Genomic DNA, 16928 nt, shown 5'->3' with positions numbered 1-16928 from the left:
TTCGACATCTGCTTCCCCTATTCCCTGTCAAATCAAAGGTCGAGACTCCGCCATGTTTGCGATCTAATCGCGGTTCTTGCTTGTCGGTTGCGCGGCACTCGCGTGGTCAGATTTTGAAAGGTGGACTCGATGGCCGATTTTCTCAATGTCGACTCAGGGAGTATTCCTCCACGTGCTTTTTCCATGATATCAGTTCCCGGTCAGGCGTAGGGGAACGTTGAGTATGAATTCGCAGTCATTCGCCGGTCTTTTGGGAGCCATCGTCGCCTCGGTCGTGATGGTGGTCGCCGTCGCCTACGGGCCGATCGGCCAGTATGGAAAGCCCGCCAAACCGGCCAGCATCCAGCAATCGGCGCCGGTGCAACCGGTTCCTGCTGCGCCAGCGCCGCGCGGGCCGGTGATCTGGGAAGTGCCGAATTAGGAGAGACGGACCGTCCCTTGCGGAACGCGGGCGGTGTTCCCATATTGAATCTAACGGCGACGTTGACGCTTCACAGCTCCGGCGCTGGGACGACCATGAATAGTTTGGCTGCGCCGGATGTACGTGCGCCTCTGTTCGTGGTCGTTGGCATTTCGGGCTCTTCCAAGGCCGTTTTCCCCGATTGAGTGGCTGTTCCGGAACCCCGCCTTGGCATGTGAGGCGGCTGCGGATATACGCTGGCTCCCATGAATGACGCCATCAAACCGGGCCCCGAAACCCCGTCGCAGGCCGGTTTGCCTGAGCTTTCGGTGGTCGTTCCGACCTTCAACGAACGCGACAACGTGACGGTGCTGTACCGGCGGCTGGAGGCGACGCTGGCCGGCATCGCCTGGGAAGTCGTCTTTGTCGACGACAATTCCCCCGACGGAACCTGGGAAGTGGTGCGGGGGCTGGCGCAGAAGGATTCCCGCGTCCGCTGCATCCGCCGGGTCGGGCGACGCGGGCTGTCGGGTGCCTGCATCGAGGGTATCCTGGCATCGAGCGCGCCCTATGCTGCGGTGATCGACGCAGACCTGCAGCACGACGAAGCGCAACTGCCAAAGATGGTCGCGCTGCTGCGGAGCGGCGAGGCGGAACTGGTTGTCGGCAGCCGCTATATCGAGGGCGGTAGCGCCGACAGTTTCAACAAGCAGCGGGCAGGCGCCAGTCAGCTTGCGACCGAGGTCGCCAAGCGCACGCTGAAGGTCGAGATCGCCGATCCCATGAGCGGCTTCTTCATGATTCGCCGCGATCGTTTCGAGCAACTGGCGCCGCAGCTCTCGACCCAGGGCTTCAAGATCCTGCTCGATATCGTCGCCTCGGCGCAGGGCAAGCTGCGCGCCGTCGAAATTCCCTATACCTTCGGCTCGCGCCAGCATGGCGAGAGCAAGCTCGATTCCATGGTGGCGCTGGATTTCCTCGGGCTGGTGCTGGCCAAGCTGACGCATGACGTCGTGTCACTGCGTTTCCTGTTGTTCGCGATGGTCGGGGGCACGGGCCTTGTCGTACATCTCGTGGCGCTGTTCATCGCGCACGAAATCTTCAATGCCCGGTTTGCTGAGGCGCAGGCCATTGGTGCGCTGGTCGCGATGACCAGCAATTTCATTCTGAACAATTTCCTCACCTATCGCGACCAGCGGTTGAAGGGATTTGCGATCCTGCGCGGCCTGCTGCTGTTTTATCTGGTGTGCGGCGTCGGCCTGCTTGCCAACGTCGGGGTGGCGTTCTCGATCTTCGAGCAGGAGCCGATCTGGTGGCTCGCGGGGCTTGCCGGCGCGCTGATGGGCGTGGTCTGGAATTACGCCATGTCCGGTCTGTTCGTCTGGCGCAGGCGATAATCGGAAGATGACCTCGAACGAGGCGCGGGTTGCCCTCAACACGGGTCTGGCGATCCTGGCGCTGATCGCGCTACGCCTGATCGCTGCCGCGTTCACGCCGATCACCTTCGACGAAGCCTATTACTGGATGTGGTCGAAGCATCTTGCCGGCGGCTACTACGATCATCCGCCGATGGTTGCCGTGGTGATCCGGCTCGGCACCCTGATCGCAGGCGATACCGAGTTTGGCGTGCGGCTGCTCTCGATCTGCTGGCGCTGCCGATGAGCTGGGCGATCTATCACGCCGCCGCCATCCTGTTTGGCAGCCGGCGGGTGGCGGCCTCGTCGGCGATCCTTTTGAACATCACGCTGATGGCCGCCGTCGGCACCATGATCGTGACGCCGGACGCGCCGCTCCTGGTGGCGTCCAGTTTCCTGCTGTTTGCGCTCGCCAAGGTGCTGCAGACCGGCCGCGGCGTGTGGTGGCTGGCGGTCGGCGCAGCGGCCGGCTGCGCGCTGCTGTCGAAATACACCGCACTGTTCTTCGGACCCGCCATCCTGATCTGGCTGATCGCGGTTCCCAAACTGCGGCACTGGCTGGTCTCGCCCTGGCTTTATCTCGGCGGGCTCGTTGCGCTAACGCTCTTCGCGCCGGTCATTCTGTGGAACGCCGAGCACCACTGGGTTTCCTTCATCAAGCAGATGGGGCGGGCGCGGATCGAGGATTTCCGCCCGGTCTATATCGCTGAACTGATTCCGACCCAGATCGCGTTTGCGACGCCGCTGGTCTGGATCCTCGGCGCGATGGGTCTCTACGCGCTTCTCCGCCGCCGGGCCGGCGAGCTGCCGGCGCGCGCGCTGGTCAACGTGATGTTCTGGATCATCGTCGCCTATTTCGTCTGGCATTCGCTGCATGCGCGCGTCGAGGCGAACTGGTTTGCGCCGGTTTACCCGGCGTTTGCCGTCGCCGCCGCCGTCGCCGCCCATCTGGTCGAGTGGGAGCCGGGCTGGCAGCGCCTGGTCGATTTCTGCCGGCGCTGGGCCGTGCCGGCCGGCGTCCTGATGTTCGTGCTGCTGGTTGTACAGGCCAACAGCGGCGTGCTGTCAGGTTATGCCCGCGATGCCACGGTGCGCAGCGTCGGCATCGGCTGGCGCGAAACTGCCGCAGCGATCGAAGCGGCGAGGGCGCGAACGGGAGCGACATGCGTGCTCGCCTCGGATTACGGCACCACCGGCTGGCTCGCCTTCCACCTGCCGAAGGGCACTTGCGTGGCGCAGCAGAACCTGCGCATCCGCTGGGTCAACATGCCCGAGCCCGATGCAGCGCGGCTTGCCGGCCCGTTGCTCTATGTCCGCGAGGTCTGGCCGGGGGATCCTCCGTTGAGCGACATGTTTGCCAGCGTGGAGAAGATCGGGGAGGTCGAGCGCAGGCGTGGCCCGCTCGTAATCGAGACTTATGCGCTCCATCTCCTGCGGAACCCGAAGGGCGAAGTGTTCGACCGCACGCCGCCGCCGGAATTGCGATAGGACGCGTGGGCCAGTCACTCGGCGGCGTCGCGATGCGTGCGTTGGTCCAGCGTGGGGCGTTCGCTCCGCCACAGCCAGACCGCGAGCGAGCCTGATCGGCCGCGAATCTGCGCTTCGACGGGACCGGTAAGGCTTCCGGTTTTCAGCCGCGCGCCAGTGCGTTTGGCTGCGATGCGCAATGTGTCGCTGAGCGCCAGCCGAACATCATGGCGGGCCGCCACTTCCATCAACCGGCTTGCGACGTTGACGGTGTCACCGGTCGCGGTGATGTGCTGATGGTTGCGGCCGCCGAGCCGGGAGGCAACGATCGGCCCGAAATGCGCGCCGATCTTGAAGCCGATCCGCACGGCGATCGGCGGCGGCAACGCCTCGATCCAGCGTTCGGTCTTGACGCAGAGCGCGATCGAACATTGTGCCGCGCGCGTAGCGTCATCCTCAGCCGGCTTCGGTAGGCCGAACAGGATCATGGCGCCGTCGCCGAGAAAACTCGTGATCATGCCGCCGCATCGCGTCGCTTCCTTGTCGACCAGCGCGTGAAATTCTTTCAATAGCCCCCGCGTGGCATCCGGATCGAGCGTTTCGCTGAGCGAGGTAAATCCAGAGAGATCGACGAACACCACCGCGGCATTCTGCCGGACCGGCGCCAGCAGGAAGTTAGGATCGCGTGTCAGCCATTCCTGCAGGCCCGGCGTCTGGAATTGTTCGAGCAGCCTGTTCTGTACGGCGAGATGCTGGGCGCTGCGCCGGCCAGACCATAGCTGGATCGTACCGAACAGCATGAGCGGCGGCGCTGCTGCCGCAATGGTCGTCGCGGCGTCGAGCCAGATGCCGTGCGCGAAAGCAATCGTGTTCGCGGTCGCCCATGCCAGCACGACCGCGCTGACCGCCACGAGACCGATCGGGTTTCGCCGCCACACCAGCAAACCGACCAGCAACATCGGGAGCAGGATCGCCGTGACCGCCCCGGCGATGCGAACCGTTTGGTTGCGCACGAGGCCGTCCCCTGCGACCAGATGCGTAATCGCAGTGGAAATGATTTCCACCCCAGGCATCAGTGAATCGAACGGCGTGGGAAAGAAGTCGCCGGCGCCGGTCGCGGTCGCGCCGAGCACCACGATGCGGCCCTGAATCGCTTCCTTGTCGATCTGGCCGTCGACCAGATTGGCGGCGCTGATCGTGCGAATGGTCTGGCGTGGGCCGTAATAGGAAATCGGCAGCGCGTAGTGGGAGGCGGTCGGGATCGGCCGATCGCCGAACCTGAGGCGGTCGGGCTCGATTGTCAGCGGTTGGTCGATCGCGATCGATGCGACACGGAGCGGAAACGACAACTCGATCTTGTCGCGCGTCCGGAACAGCATCGGAACCGAGAGCGGCGTGCCGGTCTGGCCCGTCGCAACATTGGCGATACCGACTTCCGCGCGGTCGGCGAATGCCGGTAGCGGCAGCAGGAAGCGGCTGGCCTTCGGCAGGCCGGCCAGTGGCCCATCGCTTTCCGCGGAAGGCTGAACGGTGTTCGAAAATACCGCAGCCGCCGCAAGGACCGTCGGACCCGCCGCGAGCGATTTCGCGAGCGCCGCATCGCCATCGGCGGGTCCCTTGTCGATCAGCAGGAGATCGATCGCGATGACTTTCGGCTTCAGCCGCGCGATCGCCTCGACGATTTTGGCTATCTCTGCGCGCGGCAGCGGATAGGTGCCGACGAGTTTGACGATGGTGTCGTCGATCGCAACGATCGTGACGAGGTCCGGTGGCGCCTTCACGCCGCGCACCAGCGTGCGCACGTCGGTCAATGCCGACTCGAGCCGGTCGAGAAACCGCAAATGGCCGGCCGAATGGCCGAGCCATATCGCGCCTGCCCATAATCCCGTGCAAAGCAACGCAACCAGAATATGAAGGCGTCGACGGCTCATTCGCTCGCTTCTATTGTCCCAATCTTGCCATCAGGGCCGCAACGCGCGCAGGCGGCCAGCGCTTGATGATCAACCCGCCCGCCGGCTCCACGTCGACGCCATCACCGGCGCCGAGTACGACGCTGCCGCGGCCAGCGGGCCGCGCCACGCGCACGCGGCCGTCGACGACGAAGACCGACGTCTTTGTACCTTCGGCGTCCACCGTCCATTTGGTACCACGCACCGCGGCAATCGCCTGCGGCGTCATCACCTCGAACCTGACACGACCCGGCTTCTTCGGCACTTCGAGCAGCAGGGCCTTGTTACTGAGTTCGACGGAATCGACCTGGCCATCACGGTTGCGATCCCTGAGTTCGAACTTCGCGCCGCTTTCGGCCACGATCGTGATCGCGGTCGGGCAATGCAGCGTTTGCGTTCCCTGGGCCGTCGATGCGGACGTGCAGCCTGATTTTGCCGGCTGCGCCGCCGCAGATCCGGCGAACAGCAGCATGCCTGCGAAGGCGATCGATCCGGCGCGTGCCAGCATTGTCATGGCGGCTCCCTTTGGGGGTGCGGCGAAACAGAGGAGTAGGGTGATACGGCACCGTATCAAGCGCCGCGATCCAATGCAAAGCCAATAGTATGTCGGCCTTCGGCGGGTAAGGTTCGGCGAAGTCTTCCGATCCGGCAGTTCAGCAAAAAGATCCGGTAAAACAGCACAGAAATGGCTCGAAAATGGACCGAAACGGCGGCAGGAACATCGAAATTTCCGTTGCGCAGGTGTCGGATCGAAGAGGCGCGAAACGTCTTGTAACCACTCGACCACAACCGAGGTGTTGCCATGTCCAATTCCGCCCTGAAACCCGCCGCCGACCTCGCCCGCGGAAACAGCGTGCGCTTTCCCAACGAGAGCGCCGAATATCGCCGCGCCCGCGAGCAATTGCTGGCCGAGGAGATTGAACTGCGCCGTCACGTCGAACGGGTCGCCGAATTGCGCCGCGCGTTGCCGCCGGGCGGCGCGGTGACGAAGAATTATGTGTTTGAAGGCGAGGGCGGCAAGGCCACCTTGTCGGACCTGTTCGGCGACAAGCAGACGCTCGTGATCTACAGCTACATGTTCGGTCCGCAGCGCGAGCAGCCGTGCCCGATGTGCACGTCCTTCATGAGCACCTGGGAAGGCAAGCTGCCCGACCTCGAACAGCGCGTCGCCTTCGTGTTCGTGGCGCGTTCGCCGATCGCGCGATTGATCGAGGCGAAGAAGGCGCGCGGCTGGACACGGCACAGGATCTATTCGGATGCGTCGGGCGATTACACGCGCGACTACGTCAGCGCGGCGGATGCCGATGTGCCCGGCTACACCGTGTTGACCCGGCGTGACGGCAGCATCCGCCATTTCTGGTCCGCTGAAATGGGACCGTCGACCGCCGACCCCGGACAGGACCCGCGCGGCGCACCCGACTTCGATCCGCTGTGGACCGTTCTCGACACCACGCCGGAAGGGCGCGGCAAGGATTGGTATCCGCGGTTGAGCTATTAACCAGGCTGCCGTCAAGGATTGAGGCCGAACTTGGCCCGTTATGGGACATCCGGCGTTTACGTCACGCCGGGTGTCCCTGATTGGGACCAACGCCCGCATCATTGCGGGGAAATTTCTCCAATAGTTCCATGGATTTGAGCCCGCCTTACATCCGCCCGCGTTTAAGCCGGATTTAACTAAAAGTCGCCTTAATGACGCTCTGTGCCTCTGCGAGATGCTGCCCGGGGACATATCCGGACGCGGCATCAAAGGGGGACTTGGTGGAACGGTTGTTCTGGGCGTTGTGTGAATGAGTAAGCGTACGCGTGCGTTCGGTCCTGCGGCCCGCAGCCGCGGGAAATCCTCCCGCAAAGGCATTCCCCAGTATCTTCTCGGCGGTGTCGCGGTCGCAGGCCTTGTGCTGGGCTGCGCCTGGACCGTTTACACCTACGTGCTCGGCGCCAGCATCTATCCATCCGTGAACAACGCCGGCTTCGAGGCGCCCGTCGTCAACAACCCGAGCACCGTCGCGGCGCATGCGGTGCGGCCGGCCTTCAATGAGATTTTCGCCTCGCTGCCGCAACAGTCGCTGGTGATGCCCGCCCCGGAGAACGTCGCGAGTTCGCTGATGTTCAACGAAAGGTTCGCGGCCGCTGCCGCGCAAGGCGAGCCCTCGAGAGCGGCGGAATTTAAGTCCGTCGAACCGACGAAACTGGCGGAAGCTTCGCCGCCGGCCGAGGCGCCGAAAGCCGTTCAAGCATCGAAGCCCGCGGAAGCGGCGAAGCCGAAGATTTCCGCTCCTGCCACCAAGCTCGCCTTGAACGCACCTGTGCCAGCGCCAGCAGAGACCGAAGCCAAGACCGCGAAGGCGTCCGGCTCGACCGTTCGCGACATGGCGCAGCGCGCCAAGGCCGCCGTGATGTCGATTGCTTCCAACGACAAGCAGACCATGGTTGAAAAGCTGTGGGGCAAGCAGCCTTCGCAGAACTCGTTGCTCGCTTTTGCATCCGCCGACGCCAACGTCACCGGCAGCATCATCGATACGCGAAGCCAGAACCCGATGATGGGCGGCTCGCCGCCCTATGATCGCCAGACCGCGGTCTACGACATTTCGGCGCGCAAGGTCTATCTGCCCGACGGCACCCAGCTCGAGGCGCATTCGGGACTGGGCTCGAAGATGGACGATCCCAAATATTCACATGTGCGGATGCAGGGTGTGACGCCGCCGCACATTTACGAACTGAAGCCGCGCGAGGCGCTGTTTCACGGCGTGCCGGCTCTGCGGCTGACGCCGATCGGCGGCGAGGAAAAATCTTCGGCCGCGACGGGCTGCTCGCGCACAGCTACATGCTCGGGCCGAGCGGCCAGTCCAACGGCTGCGTGTCGTTCAAGGACTACTATGCGTTCCTCGACGCCTATCGCAACAAGGGCATCCGCCGGCTCGCGGTGCTGGTGAAAGTCCAATAGGCGGATGCGGACAAGTCGTCGCTCTGCTACTCGCAGCAATGACGAGGACGGATTTGACGTCATTTACCCAAGAGCCTAACATCGGGTGTCGTCCCTGCGAACGCAGGGACCCATAACCACTGCTCGTGGTTGTTGATACGATCGCGGGCTCCAGCTTCATTTCCCAATTCGCATTTGTGATTATGGGTCCCTGCGTTCGCAGGGACGACACACTGAATATGACTTCGCGATCTCGCGACGCATTGCGCCTGAGGTTTGCTCTTCACTTCCCGCCCTCTCATTCAGAGGGCACAGGGAAGACCGGGTGCTTGCTGGAATGACGGAGAGAGTCCGTAGCACAGGCAAAGCGACGACGTCCGCCATAGCTCCCTGAACGAAGGGCCGGAAGCATGCCCGATGTGCGACAGGCGTCGCTTGCCGGTTTTGCATCCTTGAGAACAGCCTGAGCCGCACGGATCGGAAGTTTCAAAAATGGAACAGTCTTTTGATCGCGATTTGTACGTAGGCCGGGATGGAACCATACGGTTCCCCCGTAAGCTTACGGTGTTACCCATGCGCATTTTACGGTTGCGTCTGGCGGCCCACTTGCATCTAACTCTTTGAGACAGCGCGAGCAGTCTGCCTCGCGCCGGGGCGTTTGGAGTGTGTTGAGCGAGAGCATGTTGCGTGAGTACGCGTAAAAAAGGCATTTTCAAACTTATGTTAAAGCTCGCGTTTCACGACGCTCCAGACGGAGATGGTTGCGGACGCCTTACCAATGGTTTTCCGCAGTGACGTCTCGCCGCGGAATGGGGAATCGCCTTCTTGCAGCATTGCCGGCGTCGGACTTCGATCTGCTGGAGCCCGAGCTTGAGACAATCGCGCTCAATCAGGAAGCGGTCCTTTTGCGGGCGGGTGACGCAATCGAGTACGTCTACTTCCCTCATAGCGGCGCCATCTCGCTGATGATTGACATGGCGGACGGACAGACGGTCGCTACCGCCGCAGTCGGGCGTGAGGGAGCAGTAGGCATGCTTTCGGTGCTCGGGCCGTCACCTTCAGATATGACCGCGGTCGTTCGTGCGGCGGGCACCGCCTTTCGGATCCCCGCATCGCGATTTCACGCCGCTTTCAACCGCAGCCCCGCGATCCGGTACGCGGTCCAGATTCACGTCAGGGCGATGCTGATGCAGCTTCAGCTCGGCTCGGCCTGCAATGCGCTTCACCCGGTCGAGGCGCGCATGGCTCGCTGGTTGCTCCAGCTTCGCGACCGCGTCGACCATGATGTGCTCCCGCTCACCCAGCAGGCGCTATCGCAAATAGTCGGTGTACGACGCACGACCGTAACACTGCTGATGCGCAAGCTGCGCGCCCGTGGCGCGATCAGGTCCGATCGACGAGGCATGATCGAGATCGATCCGGCGCGGCTCGCAGCGGTCGCATGCGAATGCCACAACGTAATGCATCTCGAAGTCGAGGAGATGTTCGCGCTCCATTCGGCCCGATCTCGCGCGGCGGCTCTGCCCGAAGATCGGCGGATTCCGGAATTAAATCGGGCGGAGCCATCTGAGCGCGTTTCAGCGACCGCTCGACCTTCCGCGTCGCGACTTGCTGCTGCGGCATTCCGGAACGCACATCGAGGGGTGGATTCTCCGCCAGATCAGGTTCTCTGCCGCCGATCACGTTCGGGCGCTGACTCGGATGTCGCCTCGAGCTTCGCAATTTCGTGCAGCACCTTCGCTGTCTGGCGCAGCTCGTCGCGCTCAGGGCCCGGCTTCAGCCGTCGCGCCTCATCAAGAATGTCCTTTGCCTGTAGCAGCCAGGTGGAGGTTTCGGTTGAGACTTGCATGCGCGCCATGGCGTCCCTCCATCGCGATCATCACGCGATCTGTGTCGGTGCGCTGCGGTGCCGCACACGGATGCTCGGCTCGTCGACCCAGGCTTCACGGGCAAACCAGGCGTGATCGGCGTGGCAGATCACGCAACGGGTCCGTGAGAAAAACACTGCGCTGCGGCTAAAGCTCTCGCGATCAGTCTTGATGCCGGTGGGAATCGCATGTCCGGTCCGCGGACATTTGACCATGACCATTCCCATATCGCCCTCCCTGGAGATTGGTTTGTTGTTTGAAAAAAGCACCGGCCGGTTGGAGTGCGCCACTTGTCGGTGCGGGTTACTTGGGGGGCATCGCGCACCGCGTCTGATCGAGCATCGGGTAGTGGGCCGCATGCTCATCGCTTGGACTCGTTCCAACCGGCCGGATCCCTCCTTGACGTAGTCTCGGGTGTGAATTGAACGCCGGGCTTTTAGCCGGCTTTCTGGAGAACCTTGGTGAAGTGCTTCCTGATCGGCTCACCCGTTTCCGTCGCAAGCTTCTGGGCGAGCACCCACAATTCCCTGTTCTGGTCAGAAGCGGTGTCGAACGCCTTGCGCGCTTGCGCCGCGGATACGGTCAAGACATCGCTGGGCGACTTGCTGCCGACGAGATGGGCGAAGAAGTCGAGCGCCGCGGTGGCATTGGCGTTGGAGATTTCGAACACCTTCAACCCGTAGTCGGTCGCGCCTCTGGCGTTGCTCGAATAGGTCTCGCGCACCGCTTCCGTCATCTCCGCCGACGCGGCCTTGATCTTCTCGTAGTTTTCCCGTGCGCGGGCGAAACCCTGCTCGGCAAGCTCGCCGCTTACGCCGGGCCAGCCGATCTTCGAGAAGTCCGGCAACGGCATGCCGAAAACATTGGTTCCGTTCAGTGTGACTTTCATTTCGCTTTCACTCACAGAGCATTACTCCTTCGCGAGCGAAAGCATTCCTCGTGACGCACGCTCGCGTCACGAGAGCTCACGCTCCGTGTTGGACCAGATTTTGGATGAGCTTTGATTTAGCCCCGACCCGATACAACTTTGCTTGAGGAGAGCGGCACTGTCGGTTCGGTTTGCGACTCTCGCGAAAAGTTTTTTCGAAGTTGTCAACGCATACGCTGGTATATTTTACACCGCGCTGTGTATAACCGGGATATCTCAAGCGGCGGGAAGGTTTTGCGTCAGCGTGACGTTGCAGAAACACTGCGCCGTTGCGGTCGGATCCGCCCAAACAAAAAACCCCGGCATTTCTGCCGGGGTTTTGCATTCTCGTACCGCCTGAGTGGCTGGATCAGAAGTCCATGCCGCCCATGCCGCCGCCCGGGGGCATTGCGGGGCCGCCGGCGTTCTTCTTCGGCAGTTCGGCGATCATGGCTTCGGTGGTGATCAGGAGAGCCGCGACGGAAGCCGCGTTCTGGATCGCCGCACGGACCACCTTGGTCGGGTCGATGATGCCCTTGGAGACCAGATTGCCGTATTCGCCGTTCTGCGAGTCGAAGCCGTAGGAGTACTGCTCCTTCTCGAGGATCTTGCCGACGATGACGGAGCCGTCTTCACCGGCGTTGATCGCGATCTGGCGGGCCGGCGCGGAGAGCGCCTTGCGTACGATCTCGACGCCGGTCTTCTGGTCGTCGTTCTGGGTCTTGAGGCGCTTGAGCTGCTCGGAGGCGCGGAGCAGGGCGACGCCGCCGCCCGGCACGATGCCTTCTTCAACCGCCGCACGGGTCGCATGCATCGCGTCATCCACGCGATCCTTGCGCTCCTTCACCTCGACTTCGGTCGCGCCGCCGACGCGGATCACGGCTACGCCGCCCGCGAGCTTGGCCAGACGCTCCTGCAGCTTTTCACGGTCGTAGTCCGAGGTGGTTTCCTCGATCTGCGCCTTGATCTGCTGCACGCGCGCCTCGATGTCGGCCTTCTTGCCGGCGCCGTTGACGATCGTGGTGTTTTCCTTGTCGATCATCACCTTCTTGGCACGACCGAGCATCTGCAGCGTGACGTTCTCGAGCTTGATGCCGAGATCTTCCGAGATCGCCTGACCACCGGTCAGCACCGCGATGTCCTGCAGCATGGCCTTGCGGCGATCGCCGAAGCCCGGAGCCTTGACGGCCGCGACCTTCAGACCACCACGCAGGCGGTTGACGACGAGGGTGGCGAGGGCTTCGCCTTCGACGTCTTCGGCGACGATGACCAGCGGCTTGCCGGTCTGCACCACGGCTTCGAGCAGCGGCAGCAGCTCGTTCAGCGAGGAGAGCTTCTTCTCGTTGATCAGGATGTAGGCATCGTCCATTTCAACGCGCATCTTGTCGGCGTTGGTAACGAAGTAGGGCGAGATGTAGCCGCGGTCGAACTGCATGCCTTCGACGACGTCGAGTTCGGTCTCGAGCGATTTCGCTTCCTCAACCGTGATCACGCCCTCGTTGCCGACCTTCTTCATGGCGTCAGCCAGGAACTTGCCGATTTCGGCGTCGCCGTTGGCGGAGATGGTGCCGACCTGGGCGATTTCCTCGTTCGAGGTGACCTTCTTGGAGTTCTTGACGAGGTCGGCGACCACGGCTTCCACTGCCAGGTCGATACCGCGCTTCAGGTCCATCGGGTTCATGCCGGCGGCAACCGACTTGGCGCCTTCACGGACGATCGCAGCCGCGAGCACGGTCGCGGTGGTGGTGCCGTCGCCGGCCGCATCAGCGGACTTGGAGGCGACTTCGCGCACCATCTGTGCGCCCATGTTCTCGAACTTGTCGTCGAGCTCGATCTCCTTGGCGACGGTGACGCCGTCCTTGGTGATGCGGGGAGCGCCGAACGACTTGTCGAGCACGACGTTGCGGCCCTTGGGGCCGAGCGTCACCTTGACGGCGTTGTTGAGGATGTCGACGCCGCGCAGCATGCGGTCGCGGGCATCGACGCCGAATTTAACTTCTTTGGCTGACATATTGGTTTCCCTGAGTTGATCTTTGTTTCTCACCCTGTCGGGGAGGCGCCTTGCGGGCGCTCCTCAGGGTGAGCGTGGCAGGCGATGTCTTAGGCGGCCTTCTTCTTGGCGGCGGAGGCGTCGAGCACGCCCATGATGTCGGACTCCTTCATGATCAGGAGTTCCTGGCCGTCGATCTTGACCTCGGTGCCCGACCATTTGCCGAACAGGACGCGGTCGCCGACCTTGAGGTCGATCGGGATCAGCTTGCCGGCTTCGTCGCGGCCACCCGGGCCGACGGCGATGACTTCGCCCTGGGAGGGCTTTTCCTTGGCACTGTCCGGAATGATGATGCCGCCAGCGGTCTTCTCTTCGGCGTCGATGCGTTTGACGACGACGCGGTCGTGAAGCGGACGGAAGTTCATGCAGTCCTCCTAAACGTCTGGGAATGTTGTAGAATTTTGGAATTTTGGCAGTCCGGACCAGCGAGTGCCAATCCGGCTGCGGCTGATTTAGGCCAGTATTCTTCGGGGGACAAGGGCTTCTAGCAGAAAAATTGGCACTCAAATATGTCGCCTGCCAATTTTGTTCGGCATGATTAATGCGGCCGGGGAAGCCTCCGGACCCCGTATTAGCACGTGCGGTAAGCTGCTGCTAACGCGGGAATTTTCAACAGTTCATTAAACATTTAGGCTTGTGATGGGTTGGTATCGTGCGTCACATTTCTCTCATGTGAGCGCATCTCCGCCGGGGTGGCTCGGTGTGTGGCCACCACGTGAAATGCGCTTCCAGCAATGGAGGTTTGGCATGGTCTCGCGGGTTGGAGTTGCTTCCGACGACTTCCGGAAGCAGGTGCTGGGTTACGGGCTGACGACGGCGCAAATTCTGTATCGGATGCCGGATCACCCCTCATTGCTGCAGACCTATGTCTGGCAGAATTACGATCTGTTTCCGAAATTCCCGGCGCTGAAGGACTTCCTCGCGTTCTGGCAGGAAAAGCTTGATGGCCCGCTGTATTCCGTGACGGTGGCGCATTCCAGGCTGATCAAGCCGGCTGAGCTGCGTGCAGTCGACGGTGTGTTCAGGCTGCATTGAACTGCAGGTCTCGTAGGGTGAGCAATGCGAAGCGTGCCCACCATTGCAAGCCAAACGCCTGGATAGATGGTGGGCACGGCGCAAGCGCGCCTTTGCCCACCCTACGAAATCCGATTTGTGTTAGCCTTCCGCGACAAACAACAAAGGGAGGTACACATGGCCAAGCAGAAGGCGGCATCACGGCCTGCGGCACAGCCCGCGGTGAAAAAGAAATGGTCGGGCCACAAGATGGCCGCCAAATCCCCGGCACGCAAAACCCTCAAATCCAAGGGACGCGTATCGAAAGCCAAGGCGACCAAGAAGGCACGGCCGAAGCAGCGCATCGCCATCAGCCATCACCGCGAAGAAGATTTCAAGGCCGACGGCCTGCGCACTTACGCAAAGTATCGCGACCTCGGGATCGCCGACGCCACGCACGGCCTGGCGCAGGCGCACGTCATCCGCCTGATCGGCCCGTGCAACCCGGCGGAAGTTTCAAAGCTGCATTACCACGACGTCGAATTCCAGATGGTCTATGTGCTCAAGGGTTGGGTGAAGACCTATATGGAAGGGCAGGGCGAGACGCTGATGAAAGAAGGCAGCGCCTGGACCCAGCCGCCGCGCATCAGGCATCTGATCATGGATTACTCCGATGACGTCGAGTTGCTGGAGGTGATTTTGCCGGCGGAGTTCAAGACGGTGGAATTGGCGAGTTGAGATGCGGTCATTCCGGGATGGTGCGCAAGCACCAGACCTCAGGTGCGCAATTGCGCACCATAGTTCGATGCTTCGCATCGCCCCGGAATGACGCGTCAGGTCATCACCCCCACCACTGCCCCCATCAAACACGTCGCCAGCGTACCCGACACGATCGACTTCAACCCCAGCGCATTGATCTCTTCGCGCCGATCCGGTGCCATGGTGCCGAGGCCGCCGATCATGATGCCGAGGCTGGCGAAGTTGGCAAAGCCGCACATCGCGTAGAGCATGATCAGCCGCGAGCGCGGGTCGAGCGCGTCCGTGCCGAGTTTCGAGAGGTCGAGATAGGCGATCAGCTCGTTGAGCACGGTCTTGGTGCCCATCAGGCTTCCGGCCGTGACGGCTTGCGGCCAGGGCAGGCCCATCAGCCAGCACACCGGCGCCATCACAAGCCCCAGCAGCCGCTGTAGCGAAATTTTGGCGCCGCCGATCTCGGGCAACAGCCCGAGGATCGCATTGACGAGATAAACCAGCGCCACCAGCACCAAGAGCATAGCGACGATGTTGAGCAGCAGTTCGAGCCCGGCCGCGGTGCCCTTGGTGATTGCATCCATGGTCGAGGACGCATGCATGTCGGGATCTCCGAGCGAACCGCCAGTGCGCTTATCGGAAGTCTCCGGCACCATGATCAGGCTGATCAGGATCGCGGCCGGCGCGCCCAACACCGACGCAATGACGAAATGCGCGGCAGCATCGGGGATCAGCGGTGCCAGGAATGTGGCGTAAAGCACCAGCACGGTGCCGGCGATGCCAGCCATGCCGCCGGTCATCACCAGGAACAATTCGCTGCGCGTGAGTTGCGCCAAATAGGGGCGGATGAACAGCGGCGCCTCGACCATGCCGAGAAAGATATTGGCCGCGGCCGATAGCCCGACCGCGCCGCCGACGCCGAGCGTGCGCTCCAACAGCCACGCCATGCCGCGCACGATCGGGGGCAGTACGCGCCAGTAGAACAGCAGCGTGGTCAGAACGCTCATGACCAGCACGATCGGCAGCGCCTGAAATGCCAGGATGAAATCCGCGCCCGGCGCCGTGAGATCGAACGGCAGCGCGCCGCCGCCGAGATACCCGAACACGAAGGAAGTGCCGGCGCGCGTCGCCGCCGCGATCGTGCCGACGGCGTCGTTGATGGCGCCGAAGGCTTTTGCCACCGGCGGCAGCTTGAGCAGCACCAGTGCGGTAATAATGGTGACGGCCAGCCCGATCGCTACTTGACGGAGCGACACGGCGCGGCGGTTCTCGCCGCACGCCCATGCGATCGCCAGCAACGCCAGCACGCCAAACGCCGATTGCAGTTGCAGCATGAATCCCCCGAAACCCCTGGGGAGCGATTATGCCAACCTTGTCGATTTGTGAAAGCCCAACTCGTGTTCCCGGAAGCGGTGCGCTGCGCCCGGGGCACGAAAGTCAGCCCCGTCCGACGAACGGCATCTTGGTCGCCATGACCGTCATGAACAGCACGTTGGCATCAAGCGGCAGGCCGGCCATATAGGCCACCGCATCGCCGACCGCCTTCGCGTCCATGCGCGGTTCGTGCTTCATCGTGCCATCAGGCTGCATCACGCCGGGGCCGGCGACCATGCGGTCGGTCATTGGGGTTGCGGCATTGCCGATGTCGACCTGGCCGACCGCGATGTCGTACATGCGGCCATCGAGGTTGGAAGCCTTGGTGAGGCCGGTGATCGCGTGCTTGGTCGACGTATAGGCGGCCGAGAAGGGTCGCGGCGCGTGCGCGGAGATCGAGCCGTTGTTGATGATGCGGCCGCCGCGCGGGGTCTGGTCCTTCATGATGCGGAAGGCATGCTGGGTGCACAGGAACGGGCCGGTGAGGTTGGTGTTCACCACCGCCTGCCACTGCTCGAGGCTGAGGTCCTCGAAATTGACCGGCGGCGCGCCCATGCCGGCGTTGTTGAAGAGAACGTCGAGCCGGCCATAGGTGTCCTTGACCTTTTGAAACAGCGCCGCGATCGAATCGGGTTTGGTCATGTCGGCGGAAACGCACAGGCTCTTGCCGACATTGTCGCCGAGCTTCCTGGTTTCTTCCAGCATCTCCATGCGACGCCCGGCGAGCACCACGGTGAAGCCGGCATTCATCAGCGCCAGCGACGCCGCGCGTCCGACGCCGGTGCCGGCACCGGTCACGAGCGCGATCTTGTTGGTTGCTTCGGCCATTGTT

Annotated in this window: 15 protein-coding genes and 3 pseudogenes; 9 read left to right on the top strand and 9 right to left on the bottom strand. The window is 62.6% G+C overall.

Features of this window, described 5'->3' with window-relative positions:
• Positions 1-223: 223 nt before the first annotated feature.
• The 3 genes and pseudogenes from ACFXS9_RS18215 to ACFXS9_RS18205 all read left to right on the top strand — a co-directional run bounded on the left by ACFXS9_RS18215 (position 224) and on the right by ACFXS9_RS18205 (position 3303).
• Complete coding sequence (locus ACFXS9_RS18215; protein ID WP_392690842.1) at positions 224-421, top strand: hypothetical protein; 198 nt, start codon at positions 224-226, stop codon at positions 419-421.
• 245 nt (positions 422-666) lie between these two features.
• Positions 667-1797, top strand: a complete 1131-nt coding sequence (locus ACFXS9_RS18210) for a glycosyltransferase (RefSeq protein WP_392690840.1) — start codon at positions 667-669, stop codon at positions 1795-1797.
• 7 nt (positions 1798-1804) lie between these two features.
• A pseudogene (locus ACFXS9_RS18205) lies at positions 1805-3303 on the top strand (glycosyltransferase family 39 protein).
• Between the two features lie 14 nt (positions 3304-3317).
• Here the strand turns inward: ACFXS9_RS18205 and ACFXS9_RS18200 are convergent.
• Both ACFXS9_RS18200 and ACFXS9_RS18195 read right to left on the bottom strand, forming a co-directional pair.
• The gene (locus ACFXS9_RS18200) at positions 3318-5213 is read right to left on the bottom strand and encodes a CHASE2 domain-containing protein (RefSeq protein WP_392690838.1); all 1896 of its coding nucleotides are present in this window, start codon (positions 5211-5213) and stop codon (positions 3318-3320) included.
• A 10-nt stretch (positions 5214-5223) separates the two neighbouring features.
• Positions 5224-5745 carry a FecR domain-containing protein gene (locus ACFXS9_RS18195; protein WP_392690836.1) on the bottom strand — a complete coding sequence of 174 codons (522 nt, stop codon included), beginning with the start codon at positions 5743-5745 and terminating at the stop codon, positions 5224-5226.
• Between the two features lie 288 nt (positions 5746-6033).
• Here ACFXS9_RS18195 and ACFXS9_RS18190 point away from each other — a divergent pair, with 288 nt between their 5' ends.
• The 4 genes and pseudogenes from ACFXS9_RS18190 to ACFXS9_RS18175 all read left to right on the top strand — a co-directional run.
• On the top strand, positions 6034-6729 hold the full coding sequence (locus ACFXS9_RS18190) for a DUF899 family protein (protein ID WP_392690834.1): 696 nt from the start codon (positions 6034-6036) through the stop codon (positions 6727-6729).
• A gap of 289 nt (positions 6730-7018) precedes the next feature.
• Positions 7019-7927 (top strand): annotated as a pseudogene (locus ACFXS9_RS18185) (hypothetical protein); the annotation flags it as partial.
• A 128-nt stretch (positions 7928-8055) separates the two neighbouring features.
• Complete coding sequence (locus ACFXS9_RS18180; protein ID WP_392690832.1) at positions 8056-8175, top strand: hypothetical protein; 120 nt, start codon at positions 8056-8058, stop codon at positions 8173-8175.
• A 788-nt stretch (positions 8176-8963) separates the two neighbouring features.
• Positions 8964-9680, top strand: a pseudogene (locus tag ACFXS9_RS18175) (Crp/Fnr family transcriptional regulator); the annotation flags it as partial.
• Between the two features lie 134 nt (positions 9681-9814).
• Here ACFXS9_RS18175 and ACFXS9_RS18170 read toward each other — a convergent pair.
• The 5 genes from ACFXS9_RS18170 to ACFXS9_RS18150 all read right to left on the bottom strand — a co-directional run bounded on the left by ACFXS9_RS18170 (position 9815) and on the right by ACFXS9_RS18150 (position 13344).
• Positions 9815-10012, bottom strand: coding sequence for a hypothetical protein (locus ACFXS9_RS18170; protein WP_392700331.1), 198 nt, complete (start codon positions 10010-10012; stop codon positions 9815-9817).
• Positions 10013-10033: 21 nt separating this feature from the next.
• Entirely contained in the window at positions 10034-10249 is a 216-nt protein-coding gene (locus tag ACFXS9_RS18165) for a hypothetical protein (RefSeq protein WP_392690831.1), read from the bottom strand.
• A 209-nt stretch (positions 10250-10458) separates the two neighbouring features.
• A complete protein-coding gene (locus ACFXS9_RS18160; RefSeq protein WP_392690829.1) occupies positions 10459-10911 on the bottom strand; it encodes a phasin in 453 nt (150 codons plus the stop codon).
• A 388-nt stretch (positions 10912-11299) separates the two neighbouring features.
• Entirely contained in the window at positions 11300-12940 is a 1641-nt protein-coding gene (gene groL, locus ACFXS9_RS18155) for a chaperonin GroEL (RefSeq protein ID WP_392690827.1), read from the bottom strand.
• An 89-nt stretch (positions 12941-13029) separates the two neighbouring features.
• Complete coding sequence (locus ACFXS9_RS18150; protein WP_392690825.1) at positions 13030-13344, bottom strand: co-chaperone GroES; 315 nt, start codon at positions 13342-13344, stop codon at positions 13030-13032.
• 382 nt (positions 13345-13726) lie between these two features.
• Between ACFXS9_RS18150 and ACFXS9_RS18145 the strand changes: the two genes are divergently transcribed.
• Complete coding sequence (locus tag ACFXS9_RS18145) at positions 13727-14014, top strand: usg protein (RefSeq protein WP_212422107.1); 288 nt, start codon at positions 13727-13729, stop codon at positions 14012-14014.
• 156 nt (positions 14015-14170) lie between these two features.
• The gene (locus ACFXS9_RS18140) at positions 14171-14710 is read left to right on the top strand and encodes a cupin domain-containing protein (RefSeq protein WP_392690823.1); all 540 of its coding nucleotides are present in this window, start codon (positions 14171-14173) and stop codon (positions 14708-14710) included.
• Positions 14711-14805: 95 nt separating this feature from the next.
• Here ACFXS9_RS18140 and ACFXS9_RS18135 read toward each other — a convergent pair whose 3' ends face one another.
• Positions 14806-16056 carry a NupC/NupG family nucleoside CNT transporter gene (locus ACFXS9_RS18135; RefSeq protein WP_392690821.1) on the bottom strand — a complete coding sequence of 417 codons (1251 nt, stop codon included), beginning with the start codon at positions 16054-16056 and terminating at the stop codon, positions 14806-14808.
• 103 nt (positions 16057-16159) lie between these two features.
• Positions 16160-16924 carry an SDR family oxidoreductase gene (locus ACFXS9_RS18130; RefSeq protein WP_392690819.1) on the bottom strand — a complete coding sequence of 255 codons (765 nt, stop codon included), beginning with the start codon at positions 16922-16924 and terminating at the stop codon, positions 16160-16162.
• Positions 16925-16928: the final 4 nt, after the last annotated feature.

Source organism: Bradyrhizobium sp. RDI18 (assembly GCF_043203335.1).
GTDB classification, from domain to species: Bacteria; Pseudomonadota; Alphaproteobacteria; order Rhizobiales; family Xanthobacteraceae; genus Bradyrhizobium; species Bradyrhizobium retamae.
This window is presented reverse-complemented; position numbering and strand designations above follow the sequence as displayed.